Below are 19,060 nucleotides of genomic sequence, written 5' to 3'. Positions count from 1 at the left end.
AAGTCTCCTATATGTCATCTAATGCTTGCTGCAATTTCTGAAATAATATTAATATAATTTTTTGCAAATTTTTCAACAGTGAATTCATTATTAAACATTTCAATTATTCCAGCTTTGGCATCGCACAATTCATCTACTGGCATTTTTTTAATATCCAATATCCTATCTTGTGCTTCTTCCAACGTATCATAAAATTTTATTCCCGGTTGCTTGAACTGTTCAAAATACTTATTCCCGCCTGTGCGACTCATTACAACGGGTACTCCAAGTGAAAGAACCTCTAATAATATCAAATCAAAGTATGTTTCATGATTTGGCAATACAAAAACATCTGAAGCGGCAATAAGTGAATGTGGATCATTTGTCCATCCCACCTCAATCCAGTGATCGTTTTTCAATCCCGTCATCGGTTCTTCTTTTCCAGCTATTAGAAAATATACATTCTTATCCGCAAGGAGCTTTTCTCCAAGTCTTTTTAAGTCAGCATATCCTTTTATTTCATTGTGCCTTCCGGCATAAGAAATCACAAAAGCGTTGTCTGGAATTCCGTATTTCTTTCTGAAATCTTCTCTATTTACTTTTGCTTTACATCCAACTATTCCAGTTGGCATATAACGATACTTTTTTCCTTCTCGGAGTTGTTCATAACCTTCCCATGTATGATAATATGGTTCCTCCGCTTCCTTACATGGAAAAATAATATAATCTGCGCGCTTAAAAGAATAGGCATCCATTTCTTCAATTCTGTCAACCCATTTTTTCAACATCTTATAATCAAACGGATTCAGCCACGCTAGTTTTTCCTTAAACTTTGCGCACGGAGAATGCGATGTTAGAATTACAGTTCCCTTATAATTTTCCAAAGTTTTTCTACATAAATACATTGCATCAATTGAATGGAAATGAATCATATCATATTGATGTAATTTCTCGTCTAATGGATACGCCTTTTTTTCATAAAAAATGTCATCAACTGCTCTTCTAAATTCTCGCAAACGTTTTGGTATTTTGTCTTTATTTTTGACAGTATCCCTTAAACTTTTAGGTGCCGCTTCATAAAAAGAAACATCTATCGGAAATTCCTCCTTGTTCAATGTATCTAAGCCCTGTCTCAAATTAAATAGATACCCTGCCGGACCTCCTACTGGTTTAAGCATACTTTCTGGATAGTATATTAAAAGTTTCTTTTTGCTCATATGTTTTCCTCCGTTACCGTTGCCGACTCGCAATTACATCTTACCGTCTTTTACTGTAATCATGAAAGCCTGTGTTTTCCCCCCCCCACGAACAATATACTTAACGATAGATTTTACTTTTTCTTTCGCCACAATTCCTGGTGCTGTTTTCACCAAGGCTTTTCCAAAGTTATTGTACCTGTTATAGTTTTCAAAGAATTGATCACGCGATTTACTGCATTTTGAAGGTTTATTTAACTGTTCATTATGTGAAATCGCGTTATTGATGTCGACATCTAAAAGGTTTAATCCAGCACTCTCAATCAGCTCTTTACCTTTTTCACTCTGACAAAGAATTAGTGACACACCATTTTTCACTTCTCCACTTAGTTCGGTTCCCCAAGAATCTCCCAGCGTTATATCAGATACTCTGTCTAAAGTAGCAAACTTACACGAATAGCAATTTTCTGTATAATCATATGAGTGAAGGAATGCGATAAGGTAATTATCCATAGTATGAAACGCTGCAATAGGTTTCCCGTCTCTATTCAACTCATATAAACTTTTTATTCGAAAATTGATATCTGTAAGGGTATTTATATCATGTCCATATTCTTGAAGGCACTTTTTAAGTAAATAAGGTGATGGAGTTCCATGACATATCAAATCAGCGGTAACTAAATTGGTCTTATCTTTAATAAATTGATTCACCGCTGCTACTTGACAGGGCAATCCAATAAAAAGAACTTTCTGATTTGCTTTCACTAGTGATTGAATTTTTCCGTAAATTTTTTCCGGATTACTCTTAACATATTTTGATCCTGCAAATTTTCTTGCAACTGCCATCTCATTTGTTACTTCAAATACAAATTTTCCGCTGTCAAACAAGCAAGATGCTACATATCCACCGTGCTTTATAAATGCGCGAATAATTGCAGATGCAGCACCCCCAGATGAAGCATGTTCTCTTATTTCAGAATCTGCCCATCCTTGATACCACCATTTCGGCTTACTCATGTCATTATCATTTTCTCGTGGACACACTTTCGTGCAAAGTCCACAGTCAACGCATTTTTTAGTATCAATCAGAGCATTATAATACTTCAAATCATCTTTGATTGTAATTGCATTTCTATGGCACTTTTCCACACAAGCCATACAGCCATTACACATATTCAATTCACATACTGTCTTCATTTTTCACACCACTCAAAGCATTGCTAAGCCATAGCAAAGAACGTTTTCTTTCTGCCGCAAGTATCTCATTTACACGGTTGTAATCAATTTTTGATTCAACAATGCTCAAATCTCTTTCATTTTTTGCAACTCGATTTGTTAATCCTAAAATTTCTAAGATGCTTTGCAATCTTGTACTGTATTTTCCCGGATATACAATTACAAATTCTTTGTTGAAATTCAAAGAAAATGCTGTCGCATGGAACGAATCTGTTATAACATAGTCTGCCCCATCAATTAAGGCAAGGAAATCTTCAACCGGTGGATTGCAGAACATTTTTCCATTCTTGTAAAACTCATGTAATTGATAACTTAAATACCTAACTTCCAAACCTGTTTTAATTGAAAGTTCTTTTGCATACGCATCAATTCTTGGATTTCTGTTCAAATTGTAAATTAGAATATACCTGTCCTTCGTGAACTTTCTGGAAGAAATTTTTCTCCAATCTTCTCCACTTAATAACAATGTGGGATCTAAAACATTTGTACTATTCTCGATTCCCAATTTATCAACAATCTCTACTCCTGATAGTTCTCTCAAAGAAATACTATCGTATCTTTTTAAAAGACGCCTCGTTTCATTTACTTCATCTGATTCTAATTTACTTTTTCCAAAACTTGCAGCATATGATATTTTTCTGGCTGACTCAGGAGCAAATGCCAGATAATACGGATATTCAATTCTTTCATTCCATCCATAATTCCAGACCTGATCGCTTCCTGTACAATAAACATCATAATCAAAATTTTCGCTTTCTAATTCTTTCTCACTTTTATATGTTTTAGGTGTCATATCAATATAATCATTGAGAAACTTAAAAAACATCCGAAATCGTATAATGTAAGATGGAATAATTATTGCTCTTGCAGCATTTCTAATCAAAAAACTCTTTTGGAATTTTTCTCCCTTGTTCTTTATCCTTTTTAGCATCCCGAGCGGAGTAAAACGTTCTGGATAATAATCAATGACTTCACATTCATAGCCCATATCTTTGATTTTTTCTTGTAATGCATAGGTCTGCAAAACCGACCCGTAATTAACCACTCGATGTTGTGTTATTATCCCAACCTTTTTACTCATATATCAATAATCCTTTCAACTATTACTTTGTTTCCACAAATCTATATATCTTTTTTCCATTGACTTTGCAGCAGTTCTTATATCAAACTTTTTCGTAATTAGTTCAATTTTATTTCGTTCCTTGTTTATTCTTTGTTGGCTGATAGCATCTACCCATAAGCCAAGATTTTCATTGCCGATTTTCAAAAATTTTGTGTCAGAGCATATCTTAACTTCCCTCGTCACCTCATCTGAAAAGAAACAAGGAAGTCCTGAATACTGCGCTTCTATTCCTGTTACAGGAAGTCCCTCAAACAAGGATGGTAAAACAAAAGCATCCATTGCCTGATAATAATTCTCTACATCTTTATGAACCCCGGCAAAGATAATTTTATCCTTGATTTCCAAATCCTCTGCTAAATTTTGAATCTTTGAAAACAGCTCTCCTTCTCCCAGAAGTAATAACTTGATATTCGGTGTCTTTTGCTGAACTTCTTTAAAAATTCGCAAAAGATACTCATGATTTTTCTGTAAATTAAATCTTCCAACATGACCAATAACATACTCGTCACGGATACCAAGCATTTTCCGCATTTCAATGCGCTTGTTTTCATCGAACGTGAATCTGTCCACATCTATTCCATTTGGTACAAACTCAAAAGTGTCTTTTCCATAAAGATACTTACCTGCTTCCGTTGAGCACGCCAGACGAACATTAGCATTCCATTTTGTTGTTCTGAATAACAAATATTTTGCCGTCCCTTTCAAGGTATGCAAAAAGCCAGCTCCATGGCTATGAGCTATTCTCCATGGTACATTATATTTCTTTGCTACTCCAAGATAAAAAACAGCAAGACTACTTAGATGACCATGAATGATTTGATACTCTTTATGCTCATCAAAGAACCTGTTCAATTCAGAAATATACTTAACAACATTTTTATCATCCAATACTGTAAAATGGTAAATTTTACCGCCCAGTTCCTGTATTTCATCCTCATAAAGACCAACAGCTGCATGATGAACTACAAAATCAAACTGCACCTTTGATTTATCAACCATTCGGTACAAATTCATTATATAGTTTTCCATTCCTCCAGCATTTAATGATGCTACAACCTGTAAAACTCTTATCGGTTCTGTCATAATTATTTTTATCCCTATATTACTTTCTCAAAAATTTCATGTAAAAGATTTTTCTCAATGAATTCGGAAGCACGCAAACAAATGCTTGCCCCAAACCACTAATACAAAAATCCATCAATGACATATACCCTTTCCTATACTGTCCCCACTTAAATTTCAAAACAGTTTTTGCGTATTTAATGCCGCCACGACGTTTAAAAAAGTCTTCACTAGTTCGTATATAATACAGAGGTTCCGGAATATTATAACTTTTTATGTGATACTCTAGCACCATTCTTGCAAACAGATCATAATCTTCATACAGCAAGACTGACTGATAGTTGCCGCTTTTTAACACCGCACTTTTTTTATACATAACTGTTGGATGCAATACTGAACATCTACGGTGCATAAATCGTTCGATTTCATCATTCTCAGATGGCACTCTATGAATTGATATAACATTATCTATATCATCTACAAATTCAGCCTCATAAGATCCAACCATTCCCAATTTTGGATCTTCTCTAAACTTCTCCAACTGCCTTTCGCATCTCGTGCTGACCACATAATCATCCGAATCCATTCTGGCGATAAGCTCATTTTTAGAATTTTCTATTCCTTTTGCAAGTGCTGGTCCCAACCCAAGATTAGTTTCATTGACTATAATATTAAACGTTTTAGGATACGCCGTCACAAAATTATTTATCACTTCATCAAGTTCCGTCGTGAGAGGACCATCTTTTACGATAATAAATTCATCCGGCTTAACAGTTTGATTCAGCATGCTTTCGATACTCAATGATAAGTATTCAGGTTTTTCTTTATAGTATACCGACATTAAAACTGTATATTTTGAATTTTGCATCATTATCTCCCCTCATTTTCCGTCATCTCTTTTTCATTTCTTTTTAATCTATCTACACATCCAAATTCAGGATGATATCAGCGTGTGTTCACCTAAGTGTTTTTCCTTACTGTCATACCCTTTCGGCGCAGCAATCATATTTCTACTTTTCTCCGGTTTATTGAGTACACCTGTCTTGCTTTTGCAAGCATCGAAGTGTTGATTTATATAATCGAACCCCGCATACCCTGCAATGACTTTTTTTCTAAGTGTTGGATTGTTGAATCGAACCTTGTCGGTGCACAAGTTTTGTTAAAACTGTATATATCATCCAGTCCAATTCTCGTCATCCACTGTTCATCATGAACAAATTATTCACTCTCACCGCACAAAACATGAATTTATCATCACCATACATGCTCTACTCAACAGCTGTTTTATGAAGTAGAAATCATCTGTTTTTCTCTATTTTTCATGACTCAACAAACCGTTATGATGTAGGTGTCATTAGCGGGTCAGATAGTGTACTCAACAGCAGTTTCAGACGTTAATGATAAACTCATGGATTTTTGTTGTTTTCTCCTGTTTTCCGCCATTTCTATGATTCTTCTGAAAAAGATGTGCCAATTTTGTGCCGCACGGGCCAAAAGTTCAGCGTTTTGTATAAGTATCTAGCATTTATAGCTCATATAGTTGTAAAATATAGCCAATTTCAGCAGCTCAATTAGTGTGCAAAACAGGTTCTTTTCGATGATGCTACGTCAATATGGTTTGTTGAGTAGACATTTATCGGCGCCGCAATCATATTTCCCTTGTTTTTTACTTCATAAAACATCCGTTGAATCCTCCTATACCGACCCTTCCCTCTTCAGAACCGTCATCACTGTCTTAAACAAAATCTTTATATCCAATCCAAAATTCCAGTTACTGATATATTCTGTATCCAGTCGCACGACTTCTTCAAAATCTGTGATATCACTTCGACCGCTTACCTGCCACATACCGGTAATTCCTGGTTTGATGGCGATTCTGGCTCTATGATGCAGTTCATATTTCAGCAATTCGTCCTGTAATATCGGTCTGGTACCTACCAGGCTCATGGTTCCATTTAATACATTCCAGAACTGTGGGAATTCATCGAGGGATGTTTTTCTGATAAATTCTCCTATTCCTGTTTTTCTGCTTCCGTCCGGAAGGATTTTGTTTCCAATCACACGTGGGTCAAAGTCAAGCTTGAACATACGCCCGTCGCTCATTTTATTCTGTGCCATAAGTTCTGCTTTGCGTTCTTCGGCATCCATGTACATGCTTCGAAATTTATACATCTTAAATGGTTTTCCATTCTGACCAATTCGTGTCTGTGAAAAGAAGATTGGACCTGGCGAACTGATGTAAATAGCCGGTGCTACAAAAATAAAAATAATTCCTGTAAGGAAACATCCTACAAGTCCTCCCAGAATATCCAGTGCTCTTTTGGCAAATGCCTGTCTGTCTGTAGCATAGTTCATAGTGGTTGTCAGAACCGTATATCCGCCTACTGTTTCTACAAACTGTTTCTGTCCCGAAGTACTTTTCACTTTTGCCAGATTTACATGAACTACCATTCCCATCTCCAGCAATTCCTGTATCAGTTCATCCGGATATGAGTAAGATTCATCTATATTTACAAAGACTTCGTCTACCCATTGCTGGCAGATATAGGATGCTGCATTCTCCAGTTCTGCTACTACAGGAATTCCTGAAATCTTCCTGCCGACTGCATTTTTATCAACGATTATCAGACCATTGATGTTATATCGATTGTAATTGTGTTCTTTTACATTCTGGATTACTTTTGCTGCCTGATCATAGTTCGTTACAATGTATAACGAATGCTCTCCACCTTCTGCCATTTTATGGATCAGATGTTTCTTCCATGCTATTCTTGTGCCATAGGAAAGGAATACATAAAATACTCCCATTAGATACAGAACAGTTCTTGAGAAACTATGTCCATCACTGACAGTGAACAGATACAGACCACTTGCCAGTTCCAGCAGAATCATCTGCCGGATAACAGAATGTAATTCCTGATAATGCCCCCTTCTCAGAACTCCTTTGTAAGATTCAAAAATAATGATTAGAAATAAATCCGCCAATATTACGAAGCTTATCATATTGCGGTAAATTCCCGCTCTGAACAGACTCTGAACAGAACCATTTCGAATCAGATGTGCAATTAGTAAGGACAAGAATAAGCATATTAAATCTATAAGTATGAAATCCTTGTGTTTATACCATCCTCTTGACTTTTTCCTATACATACGCTCTTCCTCATCTTCTCCTTCTTTTTTCTTTTTTTAAAGCATCTTCAATCTGGTCTGATATCTTCGGACAAACCAAATAAGCCGCAGTCTTTTATGTTCCGGCTTTTTTATTCTTTATTTATATTTGTCATATTTCTCTTTCTCATCTTCATATTTGTGCATCACCCTTTTGAAATAATTTCCAGACCTGTGCGCAGTTCCTGCTGTCCATCTCCCGCCGGGAGTACCAGCCACGCAAGGCGTTTATGTCTGTCAATTCTGCGGATAAATTTCTCTCTTCCCTGAAGGGGTCCCTGTGTCACATGAGTTGTGCCGTCTTTGATGTAGCCTGTTGACATTGAGATTGTCTTTGTATCCGGCTGCATCAGTGCTTTCAGGAATTCTTCCTGTTCCGGACGTAAGGGTGTTATGCCGGACATGACAGCTTCTGCCAGAGAGTCTGAGCAGTGCTGTCTGCTCAGTGTGGTTTTCAGTTCCTCTTTGTTCCTGCATTCTATGAAGAAGCAGTCTGTAAACAGTGGTTTCTGCTCTACATGCCAGGAACCCTGGTATCTTTTCATGCAGTCATAGGTGGGGATGAAAATTTTTTTCTTATCCTGTTCTGACAATTGGGTGTCGTAAAATTTCTTAAAGTCTGCGATAATATTTCCCGTACATTCGTACACGAATAACATGGCGGAGGTCACCTCATTTTCCAACTGAAGCCACAGAGTATCACACTAAGTGGTACAAAACCCCGAAACTCCTGTAGTTATCAGGAGCTTCGGGGTTTTTGACCAGATTATATGACTGTTAACAGGCAGGAGAGCTTTTGCATGTTTTGCTGCTTTAGTTCCATGGAGGGATGCACATACCGGTTCAGGGTAATATTTACAGTAGCGTGTCCAAGAATTTCACTCAGGCTCTTGACATCAAAGCCGAGTTCAATACAGCGTGTGGCAAATGTATGTCTCAGTGCATGGAAATTCACAGGAACTAGGCCACACTGTTTCTGTACATAATGGAAATATTTCTGCATAGTGCGGGGTTCAATATATTTTTCATTTACAGCGGCAAGAACATATCCCTGACGGTTGGGAAATTCCTTTTGAATGAGCTGGATCAAACTGTCTGGAATTGGAATTGTACGGATAGAACATTTGCTTTTGGGCGATGTAACCATAATACGGGTTTTCTGTGCGGTGGTGGAATCTGGAATTTGCAGCCGCTGCATTGTGTTGTGGACATGGATAGATTTTTCCTGAAATGAAAAATCTTCCCATTTCAGCGCACAGATTTCACCAACCCGCATTCCCGTAAAAAGACACAGCAGAATCCCAAGATTGCGTTCTGACATGTTGGCATAAAGATATCGGCAGAGAATGTCCTGAGAGGAACGTGGAATTACGACTGTATCCGGCGCAGTCTGGCGGATGATGATCTCCTTTCCGGTACTTGGCGGCTGATATCCCTGAATCTGGGCATATCTGAGCAGACTTCTCACCAGAGACAGAATGTCTAGAACCGTCTTTGGTGAGAGTCCCTCTCCGGATGAGCTGCCATGTGTAAGAAGGTCATCACAGAATTTTTGAATCCGGGATGAAGTGAGTTCACTTAATGGAACATTATCAAATTCCGGAAGAATATAAGTATGAAGTATATTGTAGTATTTAACATAAGAAGACTTTTTGATTTGAGACTGTATGGAATTCATCCAGTCATTTGCCAGTTTTCTGATAAAACATGTTGGCATTGTAGTTTCGGGAACTTTGCAGATAGTAGTCTGGTTCGCTTCTATATTAATAATAGCTTGACTGCGCTTTCTTTTTGCTTCCTTATAGGTGGGGGCATATACATATCCGTAAACAGCTTTTCCGGTCTTTGACCGTGCTTTGATGTATCTTCCTTCCCATCGTCCATCTTTGCGTTTGTAAATGTTTTCACCTTTTCGTGGCATAATTAGTGGTTCTCCTTTCAATTTCCGCGTGACGGTTTTATTTACGGTGAATGAGCTAAGCCATTTAGCTCCATATGGCGAATTAAAGGATGAACCTCATTAAAAATTTCATAAAAACGAATGATAATATAAATATGCTTTGGTAAAATAGCATAGAATTTAGCAGATTGCTTTATAAATATTGACAAGATGTGTCACATTATGTAAAATTATCCGTAGTTGAAAATTATCGAATCCGAAAGAAACTGAATCCCTTAGTGTGATAATCTACGATTTCAGGAAGAACATTTTGGGCTTTTCTGATGTAAAAAATAAAGGAATACGTCTATGATTATTATTCCCTGTTTGTATTGATTTATTCGTATTTTTTAGAACTTATTGTTCTTATTTTAACAGATTTTTTATTCTTTTTCAAGGTTTTTGTTCTGAAAATGGACAAAAAAATACCCTGTCAGTTTGAAACCGGCAGGGTTAATACTATCCTTCTCCTGACATACTGGCTTTTCTTTCCTGTCTGTGTCAGATAGCCCGTCGTAAACAAAGCACTCCACATATTGCCTTCCCATCAGACCACAATATACAATACGAAAAACATACGAAGCAATTGACATACGTATAAATACGTATTGCAATATAAGTATGATAAGGAAAGGAGATATAAAAGATCCCAATGTTGCGATACTTAATTGTTTTTTCCATAGTAGCCTTCATGGCTATACTCTGACCACTTCAAGTACATTTCCTGATAGTTCTGTTTGATAAACTCCTGTATCTTTCTGATTTCTCTATCATTGAGAATACCACGATTCTGCAGCACAGTATCGCCGTTGTCTTTTACAAAAAACTTTGCCGAACCTGCCTCGGTTAATTTACGGTCACTCGCATGAACGTGCATACACTCAATCACACAGTAAGATGTGAAGTACAAATAGTATCCTGCAATTTTATATTCATAATACTTCGGCATCTTAATCCTCCATAAACTTACGGTTCTTCTCCAGATAATCTCCAGCAATACGCACTTCAATGTCATCCATGCTTGTTTCAAGTACCTTACCATCTTTTGAAAACACTGCCGCACGATCTGGGCGATTCAGATTCAACACGCGATAGCCCTCTGTGCATCGTGTGAACGCATAGCCGTTCACAATCATGTCCGCCGCATCCGCAACCTGTTTAATATCAGCCATTTGCAACCTTCACTCCTTTTATTGGTTCTAGAAATTTATCAGCATCAAAATAAAGATTTTGAAGAATCGGTACAAGATCAATGTATTCTTCTTCCGGTTCAGCATTCTGCTTATACTTCGCCATCACTACCAAGTAGCCGTTATCCCACTCTTTCACTTCCGTGTAATGCTCCAAAGAATACGGTGCAGCAAAGCGAATCACATGATTACCAAAACGAAATACTGTATAATTTTTCTCATTGCTAAGAGTAGCTTCACCAGTCATGCTGAATCCTCCTTAAAAAGTCTGTCCACCATTTCATGGATTTCATTCACTGTTTCTATATCTGATTTCATTGAACATGGACACGAAACCTGCCGGGAGAGTTCGCTGATTCCTTTCATGAGAAGAGAAAATCTCTTTACTGTAACGTTTTGAATATCAATATCACCGGCTTCCAATTTCTGAACCCAGCGAAGATCCAGCCCTGCTGCATCAGCAAGAGCTTTTTGGGTAATTCCCAGTCCGTGTCTCCACTCTTTTATCTTAACCATGTCAACTCCTCCTGTGCCAATTATACGTCAATATTGGCGCAGAGTCAACACAATTTTCTTTGCTTAGATCCTATATTTATAAACCGGATTACATTGATAATACTATTGATTTGAATTCCAATGCAGCCAAAGAACTTGACTGGATGAGTTTTTGGGAACAATTATTTGTAAAATCTGTCAATTCCTCATTAGATTCTTTTGCCCATTTAAATGAAGAATTAAAAAAGGAACAAAACTCTGAAAAAAAGACACTTCCCATGAATTTGGAAGAAGATGCTCTTACCGCTTCTGAAGAGAAATCCATGATTCAGTCAGGTTATCTGACACGCGATGGAGAAAAATTATATTTACCGGAAATTATACGTCACGCACTTGGATTTCGATACGAAAGAGGAGCACGACCTCGTGTACTGTCGTTACTTCTTAAACATTAACAGTATACTTTTCTCCAATTATCACCGAAAGGCTCCTTACGGAGCCTTTCAAAATCAACAAATCCACTTTTCTGCAGTTTTAGCAATCTCATCTTCTACTTCCTCTGCCATTTCTTTATTCTCAGCACTGACAGAAATATAAATTTTCAGCTTAGGTTCGGTACCAGAAGGACGTACCACCAGAGAGCAGTTGTCTTCCAGCAGGAATTTTAACACATCAGACTTGGGCAATCCATCCAGTCCCTGTACATAATCCAACAGCCTGACAACCTTCTTTCCGCCAAACTCCTTAATGCCACCGCGGAATGCCTGCATGATGCTCTGCATCCTGGCAAAACCTGCGCTGCCATCGAACTCATAGCTGTGCAGGGTGTTCAGGCAGTAACCATATGTCTTATACAGTTCATCCAGCTTGTCCAACAGGCTGATGCCCCGGGTGGCATAGTAGCTGAACATCTCACAGATCATATACGCACCATCCACGCCGTCCTTGTCGCGGACGTAAGAGCCGGTCAGATAACCATAGCTTTCTTCGAAGCCGAACACATAACTGTCTGCTTTCCCCAGCTGTTCCAGCTTGCCAATCTGCTCGCCGATGAACTTAAAACCAGTCAACACGTTGACGGTACGCAGTCCGTAATGGGCGGCAATCTGCTCGCCCATATCCATCGTCACGATGGTCTTGATCATGACCGGGTCGGCAGGCATCTTACCGTGCTTGATGCGCTGACTGCAAATGTAATCCAGCAACAGCATACCTGTCTGGTTGCCGGTCAGCAGCTCATACTCCCCAGCCTTATTCTTGACAGCAATACCCACACGGTCACAATCCGGGTCAGTTGCCAACAACAAGTCAGCGTTGCACTTCCTGGCATACTCCATGCCCAGTGCCATTGCTTCCTTGATCTCAGGATTCGGGTAAGGACAGGTCGGAAAGTGTCCGTCTGGCTGCTCCTGCTCCTTGACCACAGTAATGTTAGTGTAACCCATCTCCTGGAGGGTGCGGGTCACTGGCTTCAACCCCGTACCATTCAGCGGGCTGTACACGATGGCTACATTCTTGTTGACGTTCTCGCCAAACAAGACTGACTGACTCTTGACCTGCTCTACAAATGCAGTGTAAACCTCGTCCGGAATATACCGGATGCTGCCGTTTGCCACGCCAGCTTCAAAATCACTGGTCTTGACATCCGCAAAGATGTCAAGTTTTTCAATCTCGGCAAGAATCTCCGCCGCTGCTTCGGTCGTGATCTGACAGCCGTCAGCACCATAGACCTTGTAACCATTGTATTTGCCGGGATTGTGGGAAGCTGTCACCATGACACCTGCAGAAGTATGCAGATAGCGAGTCGCAAAAGATACGGTCGGCACCGGCATCAGGACAGGCCAGATATTGACACTGACACCATTTGCTGTAAACACCCCTGCTGCGACTTTTGCAAACACATCGCTCTTGATACGGCTGTCGTAGCCGATTGCAACAGAAGGTTCTTTAAAGTGTTTCTTCAAATAGTCTGCTAATCCCTGAGAAGCCTTTGCAACTGTGTAAATGTTCATACGGTTTGTTCCTGCACCGATCACACCGCGCAGACCGCCTGTTCCAAATGCCAGATCACGATAAAACGCATCTTCGACTTCCACATAGTCCATTGCCTTCAGTTCCGCAGCAACATCCGTATCTGCCACTGCATTTGCCAGCCATCTTTCATATTCCTTCTTAATCTTCATCTTACCTACCTGTCTTTCCCCATACCCTGGAGTTCTGTATTTTATCCTCTGATATCAAGGAACTGCGCCTGTCCGTGAATCGTAAGGACTTCTGAATCCGCCGGCACAAACACACAGTCTCCCTTATAAAAATTAACAGTTCCCTCATCATAGGATATCGTGCCACAGCCATCCATGCACAGTAATACCCGAAATGCCATCCTGTCCGCACGGTAATGCACCGTCTGTCGGCGTTCTGTATTGATAAGCATCCGGTATACTTCAAAATATTTGCAGCGTATCAATAGCTCCGATGCCATCCCCGGACGGTACTTCAGAACCCGCAGCGGCTGTCTCGGCTCTGCACTGCCGTAAAGATCTGCCACATCCAACGCCTTGTCGATATGCAGTTCCCTTTTCTTCCCGTCCTTTCCTATGCGGTCGTAATCATACAGCCGATAGGTCAGGTTTGAGCTTTCCTGGATTTCTGCCACGAGTGCACCTGCCCCAATGGCATGGATCGTGCCTGCAGGGATAAAAAACAGGTCATCCTTGTGAATAGGTACCTTCTGCAGATACTTCATCACCGTACCTTCTGCCAGTGCCTTTTGCATTTCTTTCTTTGTGCAGTCCTGCCGCAAACCGTAGATCAGTTTTGCATCCCTGGCTGCATCCAGCACATACCACATCTCCGTTTTTCCAAGCTGACCATGTTCCTTCATCTTTGCATAGTCATCATCCGGATGCACCTGCACAGACAGATCCTTTCTTGCATCGATCAGCTTCACCAGGATTGGCAGCGTTGTTTCGCCCTTATGCCGTTCTCCCAGATACTCCGGGTGGGCTTTTATGACCGCAGTCAGCTCCATTTTGTCAAACGTTCCACAACACACAGTACTTACCCCATCCGGATGCGTGGAACATTCCCATGTTTCTGCCAACGGAGACAACTCAATATTCTTCCCATATTCATCGTTCAGCCTTTTTCCACCCCACAGGTAATCCTTACCTGCCGGACGGAGCAAAAGGGGTTCATTTCTTTTTTCCATGCATACGTCCATTGATCACCATTTCTGTCTTTCTTACCAGTCGTATTTTCTATCTTGTTTACTGCTCCAGCTCAAACTTCTGCTTATCGTGGACGTTGATATCCGCACCCAGCTGTACCTCAATCAGCTTCAGTTCCGTATCAGCTATCACAGTATGACGGCAGCCTGCGGACATAGTTATAACGTCACCTGGCTTTACCATCTGCTCCATACCATCCACGATGGTTTTTCCTTCACCGGATATGACTACCCACACCTCATCCCGGTTCTTGTGGCTGTGGTAATTCATACTGTGGCCGGGATTTAAGGTTACCTTAATCGTCAGGGATGTGGTTTCCACATCGACCACCTTAAAACTGCCCCAGGACTTCTCAGCAAACATAATCTGCTGTTCAAACTTATCTACAAACGGCTTAATGTAAGAACTCTGCTCTTTATCCGAGACCAGAATGCCTTCCGGTGATGCGGAGATCACCAGATCATGCAAACCCATTGCCAGTACCGGCACATCCATTTCATTGATGATATGGACTCCGGAGCACTTGTCGTTCAACTCCCCCTTACCAATAATGCTTTCGTCCATTGCCTCAGTCAGCGTATTCCATGTGCCAAGGTCTTTCCACATACCGGCAAAACGGACAACCTGAATTTTTGACTCATGCTCTGCCACAGCATAGTCGAAAGAAATCTTCTTCATGGTATCGTACTTGTCGAACAAATCCTGATAGTCTGTAAAATCCATCATCTCATGGGCTTTATCCATCACATAGCCCAGTTTATAAGCAAACACACCGCCATTCCAGAGTGCTCCCTGTGCAATATACTGTTCTGCCACATCCGCTGTCGGTTTCTCCCTGAAGGTTCTTACCTCAGCCACATGGTCTGCACTCTCAGGGATGATGTAGCCGTACTTTTCACTGGGATAGGTCGGCTCAATACCCATCAGTACCAGATTTGCCTCGCACTTGTCTGCTTGCTCTGACAGTTCCTTCAATGCTTCAAAGTAATCATCCTCCACATAAGGGTCAACCGGGCAGACTATCACAGATTCAGACGGGGCAACATGCATCACATCCACCAGATAAGCTGTTGCCAGTGCAATGGCCGGGAATGTATCACGGCGGCACGGTTCTACGCTGATGCCCACGTCCTCACCCAGCTGGTTGTGGATCGCAGAAACCTGTGTTTTACTGGTGGCAATAGTCACGGTCGCATCTGTGTCCACCTTCCTGATCTGTCGGTAGACACGCTGCACCATGGACTCATAGGTGCCGTCCTCCTTTTTGAAAATCTTGATAAACTGTTTGGAACGGATGTCATTGGAAAGGGGCCACAGACGCTTGCCGGAACCGCCGGACAACAAAATGATATTCATAATCTTCTCCTCGTAAAAATAAGATCAGCGTTCAGCGCGCATGGGATTATTCAGAAAGTCCTCATACGCAAGGCGTATGCCATCCTCAAGCTCGGTTTTATACGTCCAGCCAAGGTTCGTTGCCTTGGAAACATCCAGAAGCTTACGCGGTGTACCATTTGGCTTATCAGGATCCCATTTGATCTCACCGTTATAGCCTACAACCTTCGCAACCAGCTCAGTCAGCTCCTTAATAGTCAGTTCCTTGCCGGTACCAGCATTGACAGTCTCGTTACCTGAGTAGTTGTTCATCAGGAACACACACAGATTTGCCAGGTCATCCACATACAGAAACTCACGCAGCGGAGAACCATCCCCCCAGCAGGTTACACTTGCAGCATCGCTCTCCTTCGCCTCATGGAAACGGCGGATCAGCGCCGGAAGCACATGACTGTGTGTAGGATGATAGTTGTCATTTGGACCGTACAGATTTGTCGGCATTACGGAAATATAGTCTGTGCCATACTGGCGGTTCAGAAACTCACAGTACTTTAACCCGGAAATCTTTGCCAGTGCATATGCCTCATTGGTTTTCTCCAGTTCAGAAGTCAGCAGGCAGCTTTCCTTCATCGGCTGGGGTGCCATACGCGGATAAATACAGGAAGAACCTAAGAATTCCAGCTTCCTGCAGCCGTTCTTCCATGCAGAGTGAATCACATTCATTTCCAAAATCATATTATCATACATGAAATCAGCCAGTGCATTCTGGTTTGCCACAATGCCGCCTACTTTGGCAGCTGCGAGAAACACATACTCCGGCTTTTCTGCAGCGAAAAACTTCTCCACTGCATCCTGACGGGTCAGATCCAGCTCCTTATGGGTACGTGTCACAATATTCGTATATCCCTGACGCTGCAGCTCACGGACAATGGCAGAGCCTACCATTCCGCGATGACCTGCAACATAAATTTTTGCATTTTTTTCCATCATAATCGTATGCCTTCTTTCTTACATAACAGCCTTCATGGCCTTCTCGCGCTTTGCAAGCTCACGGTCATTCTTTGCCATAATCTCCACCAGTTCTTCATAGCTCGTCTTCTGCGGATTCCATCCCAAAACCGTCTTCGCCTTAGTCGGATCGCCCCACAGATTGTCCACATCAGTCGGCCGGAACCACTGGGGATTTACGCATACCAACATCTTGCCGGTAGCTGCATCGTAACCCTTCTCATCAATGCCGGTACCTTCCCAGCGGATGGTCATACCGTTAGCTGCAAACGCCTTCTCAGTGAAGTCGCGGACCGTGTGCTGTACACCTGTCGCAATGACAAAATCCTCTGGCTTCTCCTGCTGCATGATCAGCCACATGCACTCAACATAATCTTTGGCATAGCCCCAGTCACGCAGGGAATCCATATTGCCCAGTTCCAGATGATCCTGCAGACCTTCTGCAATGCGTCCTGCAGCCAGTGTGATCTTACGGGTAACAAAATTTTCACCACGACGCTCAGACTCATGATTGAACAGAATGCCGTTAACAGCGAACATTCCATAAGCATCACGGTATTCCTTCACCATCCAGAAGCCATACTGCTTTGCCACAGCGTAAGGGGAATATGGATGAAACGGTGTGGTTTCTTTCTGTGGAACCTCTTCTACCTTGCCATACAGTTCAGAAGTAGATGCCTGATATACCTTACAGGTCTTTGTCAGACCACAGACACGGACAGCTTCCAGCACACGCAGGACACCCAGTGCATCCACATCACCGGAATATTCCGGCGCATCAAATGATACCTGCACATGGCTCTGGGCAGCCAGATTATAAATTTCATCCGGTCTGATCTCTCCCACCAGACGGATCAGCCCTGAAGAATCAGACAGATCTCCGTCATGAAGTTTAATCACATTTTTTTCGATCAGATGATCGATACGGGCAGTATTTGAAATGGAAGCACGACGTACAATACCGTGAACCTCGTAACCTTTCTCCAGTAAAAATTCAGCCAGATAGGAACCATCCTGACCGGTAATACCGGTAATCAATGCAACCTTAGACATATATTAACCTCAACTTTCCTTTTGATTTACTTTCTGTTGATCAATAGCAACTGTTCAATACCTCCACAGTTACTGCATTTATTTTAGTAAAAAATCCGGAAAGCCTGAATTCACGATATTGCCCTTTCTCCCTGTTTTCTTACATTATCTTGCTCTTTTTTCTCACTTCTCCCACTTCTCTCTGTACTCTAAAGGACTCATGCCTTCCATATGTCTGAAAACCCGGCTGAAATAATGAGGCTCCCCCAGACCGCATTTATAGCCGATGATCTTTATCTTTTCGTCGGAAAAGCGGAGCATATATTTTGCCTTCGTGACTCTCCTGTTCATCAGGTAGCTGCTGATACTGACACCAAACTGCTCCCTGAACACGCGGGTCAGATAGTATTTACTGATAAAAAAATGCTCTGCCAGAAAATCCAGGCTTATTTTCTCCTGATAATGCTCATCCAGGTACTGCTTTACAGGAAGTACATTCTGTTTTTTCAGATCTGCATCCCTGTGTTTTTCTCCCGGGTGCCAGGACTCATTCATCAGAAGCGTCAGCAGATAATTCAGCTCACTGTTGATCTTCATATCCCGAATGTAATCATCGGAATCTGCCAGCTCATAAATCCTGTGACAGATTTCCAGAAACCCGGAAACAGAAACGGGGTGGAAGACTGCTCTTCCACCCCGCTCTAAATACTTGTCATAAATTGCTGTCATATTCGGCCCATAGAAATGTATCCAGGATAAACTCCACAACTTCTCCGAACTACTGTGTGCATACTGTTTCCTGCAGTCAATAAACACACAGTCTCCTGTACGAAGAGAATAAGTTCTGCCTTCACAGATGAGCTCACCCTCGCCATCTGTCACTGTAAAAAACAAATAAGAGGACAGGTTACTGCGCCCTGTGCTGTGAGGCTTATGTACCTGCAGAGAGCCAATCTCCTGCAGATACAGTAAAGAAGTCCTGGCAAAATTTGACGGTGTATATAAAATCCTGTCAGAGGTGACAACCGGTAATTGTGTATTAACAAATAAATCTTTCATCTGATCTT

19 protein-coding genes are annotated in these 19,060 nt (G+C 41.2%); 1 reads left to right on the top strand and 18 read right to left on the bottom strand.

The annotated features are described in order from the left end of the window. Nucleotides 1–14 precede the first annotated feature (14 nt). From LJE09_RS10595 to LJE09_RS10540, 12 genes are all read right to left on the bottom strand, one after another. The gene (locus tag LJE09_RS10595; protein WP_173703722.1) at nt 15–1,196 is read right to left on the bottom strand and encodes a glycosyltransferase family 4 protein; all 1,182 of its coding nucleotides are present in this window, start codon (nt 1,194–1,196) and stop codon (nt 15–17) included. A 33-nt stretch (nt 1,197–1,229) separates the two neighbouring features. Then, nucleotides 1,230–2,372, bottom strand: coding sequence for a Coenzyme F420 hydrogenase/dehydrogenase, beta subunit C-terminal domain (locus LJE09_RS10590; protein ID WP_227311303.1), 1,143 nt, complete (start codon nt 2,370–2,372; stop codon nt 1,230–1,232). Beyond that, complete coding sequence (locus tag LJE09_RS10585; protein ID WP_117674300.1) at nt 2,356–3,492, bottom strand: polysaccharide pyruvyl transferase family protein; 1,137 nt, start codon at nt 3,490–3,492, stop codon at nt 2,356–2,358. The genes LJE09_RS10590 and LJE09_RS10585 overlap by 17 nt, the downstream gene beginning before the upstream one ends. A 15-nt stretch (nt 3,493–3,507) precedes the next feature. Further along, nucleotides 3,508–4,617 (bottom strand): glycosyltransferase, encoded by a 1,110-nt coding sequence (locus LJE09_RS10580; RefSeq protein WP_195455118.1) that lies wholly within the window; start codon nt 4,615–4,617, stop codon nt 3,508–3,510. Nucleotides 4,618–4,636: 19 nt separating this feature from the next. Then, nucleotides 4,637–5,467, bottom strand: coding sequence for a glycosyltransferase (locus tag LJE09_RS10575; RefSeq protein ID WP_173703760.1), 831 nt, complete (start codon nt 5,465–5,467; stop codon nt 4,637–4,639). An 824-nt stretch (nt 5,468–6,291) separates the two neighbouring features. Further along, the gene (locus LJE09_RS10570; protein ID WP_173680975.1) at nt 6,292–7,746 is read right to left on the bottom strand and encodes a sugar transferase; all 1,455 of its coding nucleotides are present in this window, start codon (nt 7,744–7,746) and stop codon (nt 6,292–6,294) included. Nucleotides 7,747–7,910: 164 nt separating this feature from the next. Next, a complete protein-coding gene (locus tag LJE09_RS10565; protein ID WP_055058514.1) occupies nt 7,911–8,423 on the bottom strand; it encodes a hypothetical protein in 513 nt (170 codons plus the stop codon). A gap of 107 nt (nt 8,424–8,530) precedes the next feature. Then, nucleotides 8,531–9,685 (bottom strand): tyrosine-type recombinase/integrase, encoded by a 1,155-nt coding sequence (locus tag LJE09_RS10560; RefSeq protein ID WP_055052909.1) that lies wholly within the window; start codon nt 9,683–9,685, stop codon nt 8,531–8,533. A gap of 682 nt (nt 9,686–10,367) precedes the next feature. Next, nucleotides 10,368–10,652: a DUF4160 domain-containing protein gene (locus tag LJE09_RS10555; protein WP_055052910.1), complete on the bottom strand. Its 285-nt coding sequence runs from the start codon at nt 10,650–10,652 to the stop codon at nt 10,368–10,370. Nucleotide 10,653: 1 nt separating this feature from the next. After that, on the bottom strand, nt 10,654–10,875 hold the full coding sequence (locus tag LJE09_RS10550) for a DUF7723 family protein (RefSeq protein ID WP_081016990.1): 222 nt from the start codon (nt 10,873–10,875) through the stop codon (nt 10,654–10,656). After that, nucleotides 10,868–11,140 carry a DUF7724 family protein gene (locus LJE09_RS10545; RefSeq protein ID WP_055052912.1) on the bottom strand — a complete coding sequence of 91 codons (273 nt, stop codon included), beginning with the start codon at nt 11,138–11,140 and terminating at the stop codon, nt 10,868–10,870. The genes LJE09_RS10550 and LJE09_RS10545 overlap by 8 nt, the downstream gene beginning before the upstream one ends. Beyond that, the gene (locus tag LJE09_RS10540) at nt 11,137–11,409 is read right to left on the bottom strand and encodes a helix-turn-helix domain-containing protein (RefSeq protein WP_173703537.1); all 273 of its coding nucleotides are present in this window, start codon (nt 11,407–11,409) and stop codon (nt 11,137–11,139) included. The genes LJE09_RS10545 and LJE09_RS10540 overlap by 4 nt, the downstream gene beginning before the upstream one ends. A gap of 143 nt (nt 11,410–11,552) precedes the next feature. Between LJE09_RS10540 and LJE09_RS10535 the strand changes: the two genes are divergently transcribed. Further along, the gene (locus LJE09_RS10535; RefSeq protein ID WP_155512384.1) at nt 11,553–11,843 is read left to right on the top strand and encodes a hypothetical protein; all 291 of its coding nucleotides are present in this window, start codon (nt 11,553–11,555) and stop codon (nt 11,841–11,843) included. Between the two features lie 54 nt (nt 11,844–11,897). On the opposite strand, the gene LJE09_RS10530 is transcribed toward LJE09_RS10535, so the two are convergent. The 6 genes from LJE09_RS10530 to LJE09_RS10505 all read right to left on the bottom strand — a co-directional run bounded on the left by LJE09_RS10530 (nt 11,898) and on the right by LJE09_RS10505 (nt 19,052). After that, nucleotides 11,898–13,571 carry a phospho-sugar mutase gene (locus LJE09_RS10530; RefSeq protein ID WP_173703538.1) on the bottom strand — a complete coding sequence of 558 codons (1,674 nt, stop codon included), beginning with the start codon at nt 13,569–13,571 and terminating at the stop codon, nt 11,898–11,900. A gap of 41 nt (nt 13,572–13,612) precedes the next feature. Next, on the bottom strand, nt 13,613–14,599 hold the full coding sequence (locus LJE09_RS10525) for a type I phosphomannose isomerase catalytic subunit (protein WP_227311301.1): 987 nt from the start codon (nt 14,597–14,599) through the stop codon (nt 13,613–13,615). Between the two features lie 58 nt (nt 14,600–14,657). Beyond that, the gene (locus LJE09_RS10520) at nt 14,658–15,974 is read right to left on the bottom strand and encodes a sugar phosphate nucleotidyltransferase (RefSeq protein WP_173698405.1); all 1,317 of its coding nucleotides are present in this window, start codon (nt 15,972–15,974) and stop codon (nt 14,658–14,660) included. 24 nt (nt 15,975–15,998) lie between these two features. After that, a complete protein-coding gene (locus LJE09_RS10515; protein WP_334296862.1) occupies nt 15,999–16,940 on the bottom strand; it encodes a GDP-L-fucose synthase family protein in 942 nt (313 codons plus the stop codon). 21 nt (nt 16,941–16,961) lie between these two features. Continuing rightward, a complete protein-coding gene (gene gmd / locus LJE09_RS10510; protein ID WP_008704427.1) occupies nt 16,962–18,014 on the bottom strand; it encodes a GDP-mannose 4,6-dehydratase in 1,053 nt (350 codons plus the stop codon). Nucleotides 18,015–18,176: 162 nt separating this feature from the next. Beyond that, complete coding sequence (locus LJE09_RS10505; RefSeq protein WP_173698403.1) at nt 18,177–19,052, bottom strand: AraC family transcriptional regulator; 876 nt, start codon at nt 19,050–19,052, stop codon at nt 18,177–18,179. Nucleotides 19,053–19,060 lie beyond the last annotated feature (8 nt).

This window comes from Blautia sp. DFI.3.45 (assembly GCF_020593505.1).
Taxonomy (GTDB): Bacteria; Bacillota; Clostridia; order Lachnospirales; family Lachnospiraceae; genus Blautia_A; species Blautia_A wexlerae.
The sequence above is the reverse complement of the archived record's forward strand: the minus strand, read 5'-3'. Positions and strand labels throughout refer to the sequence as shown.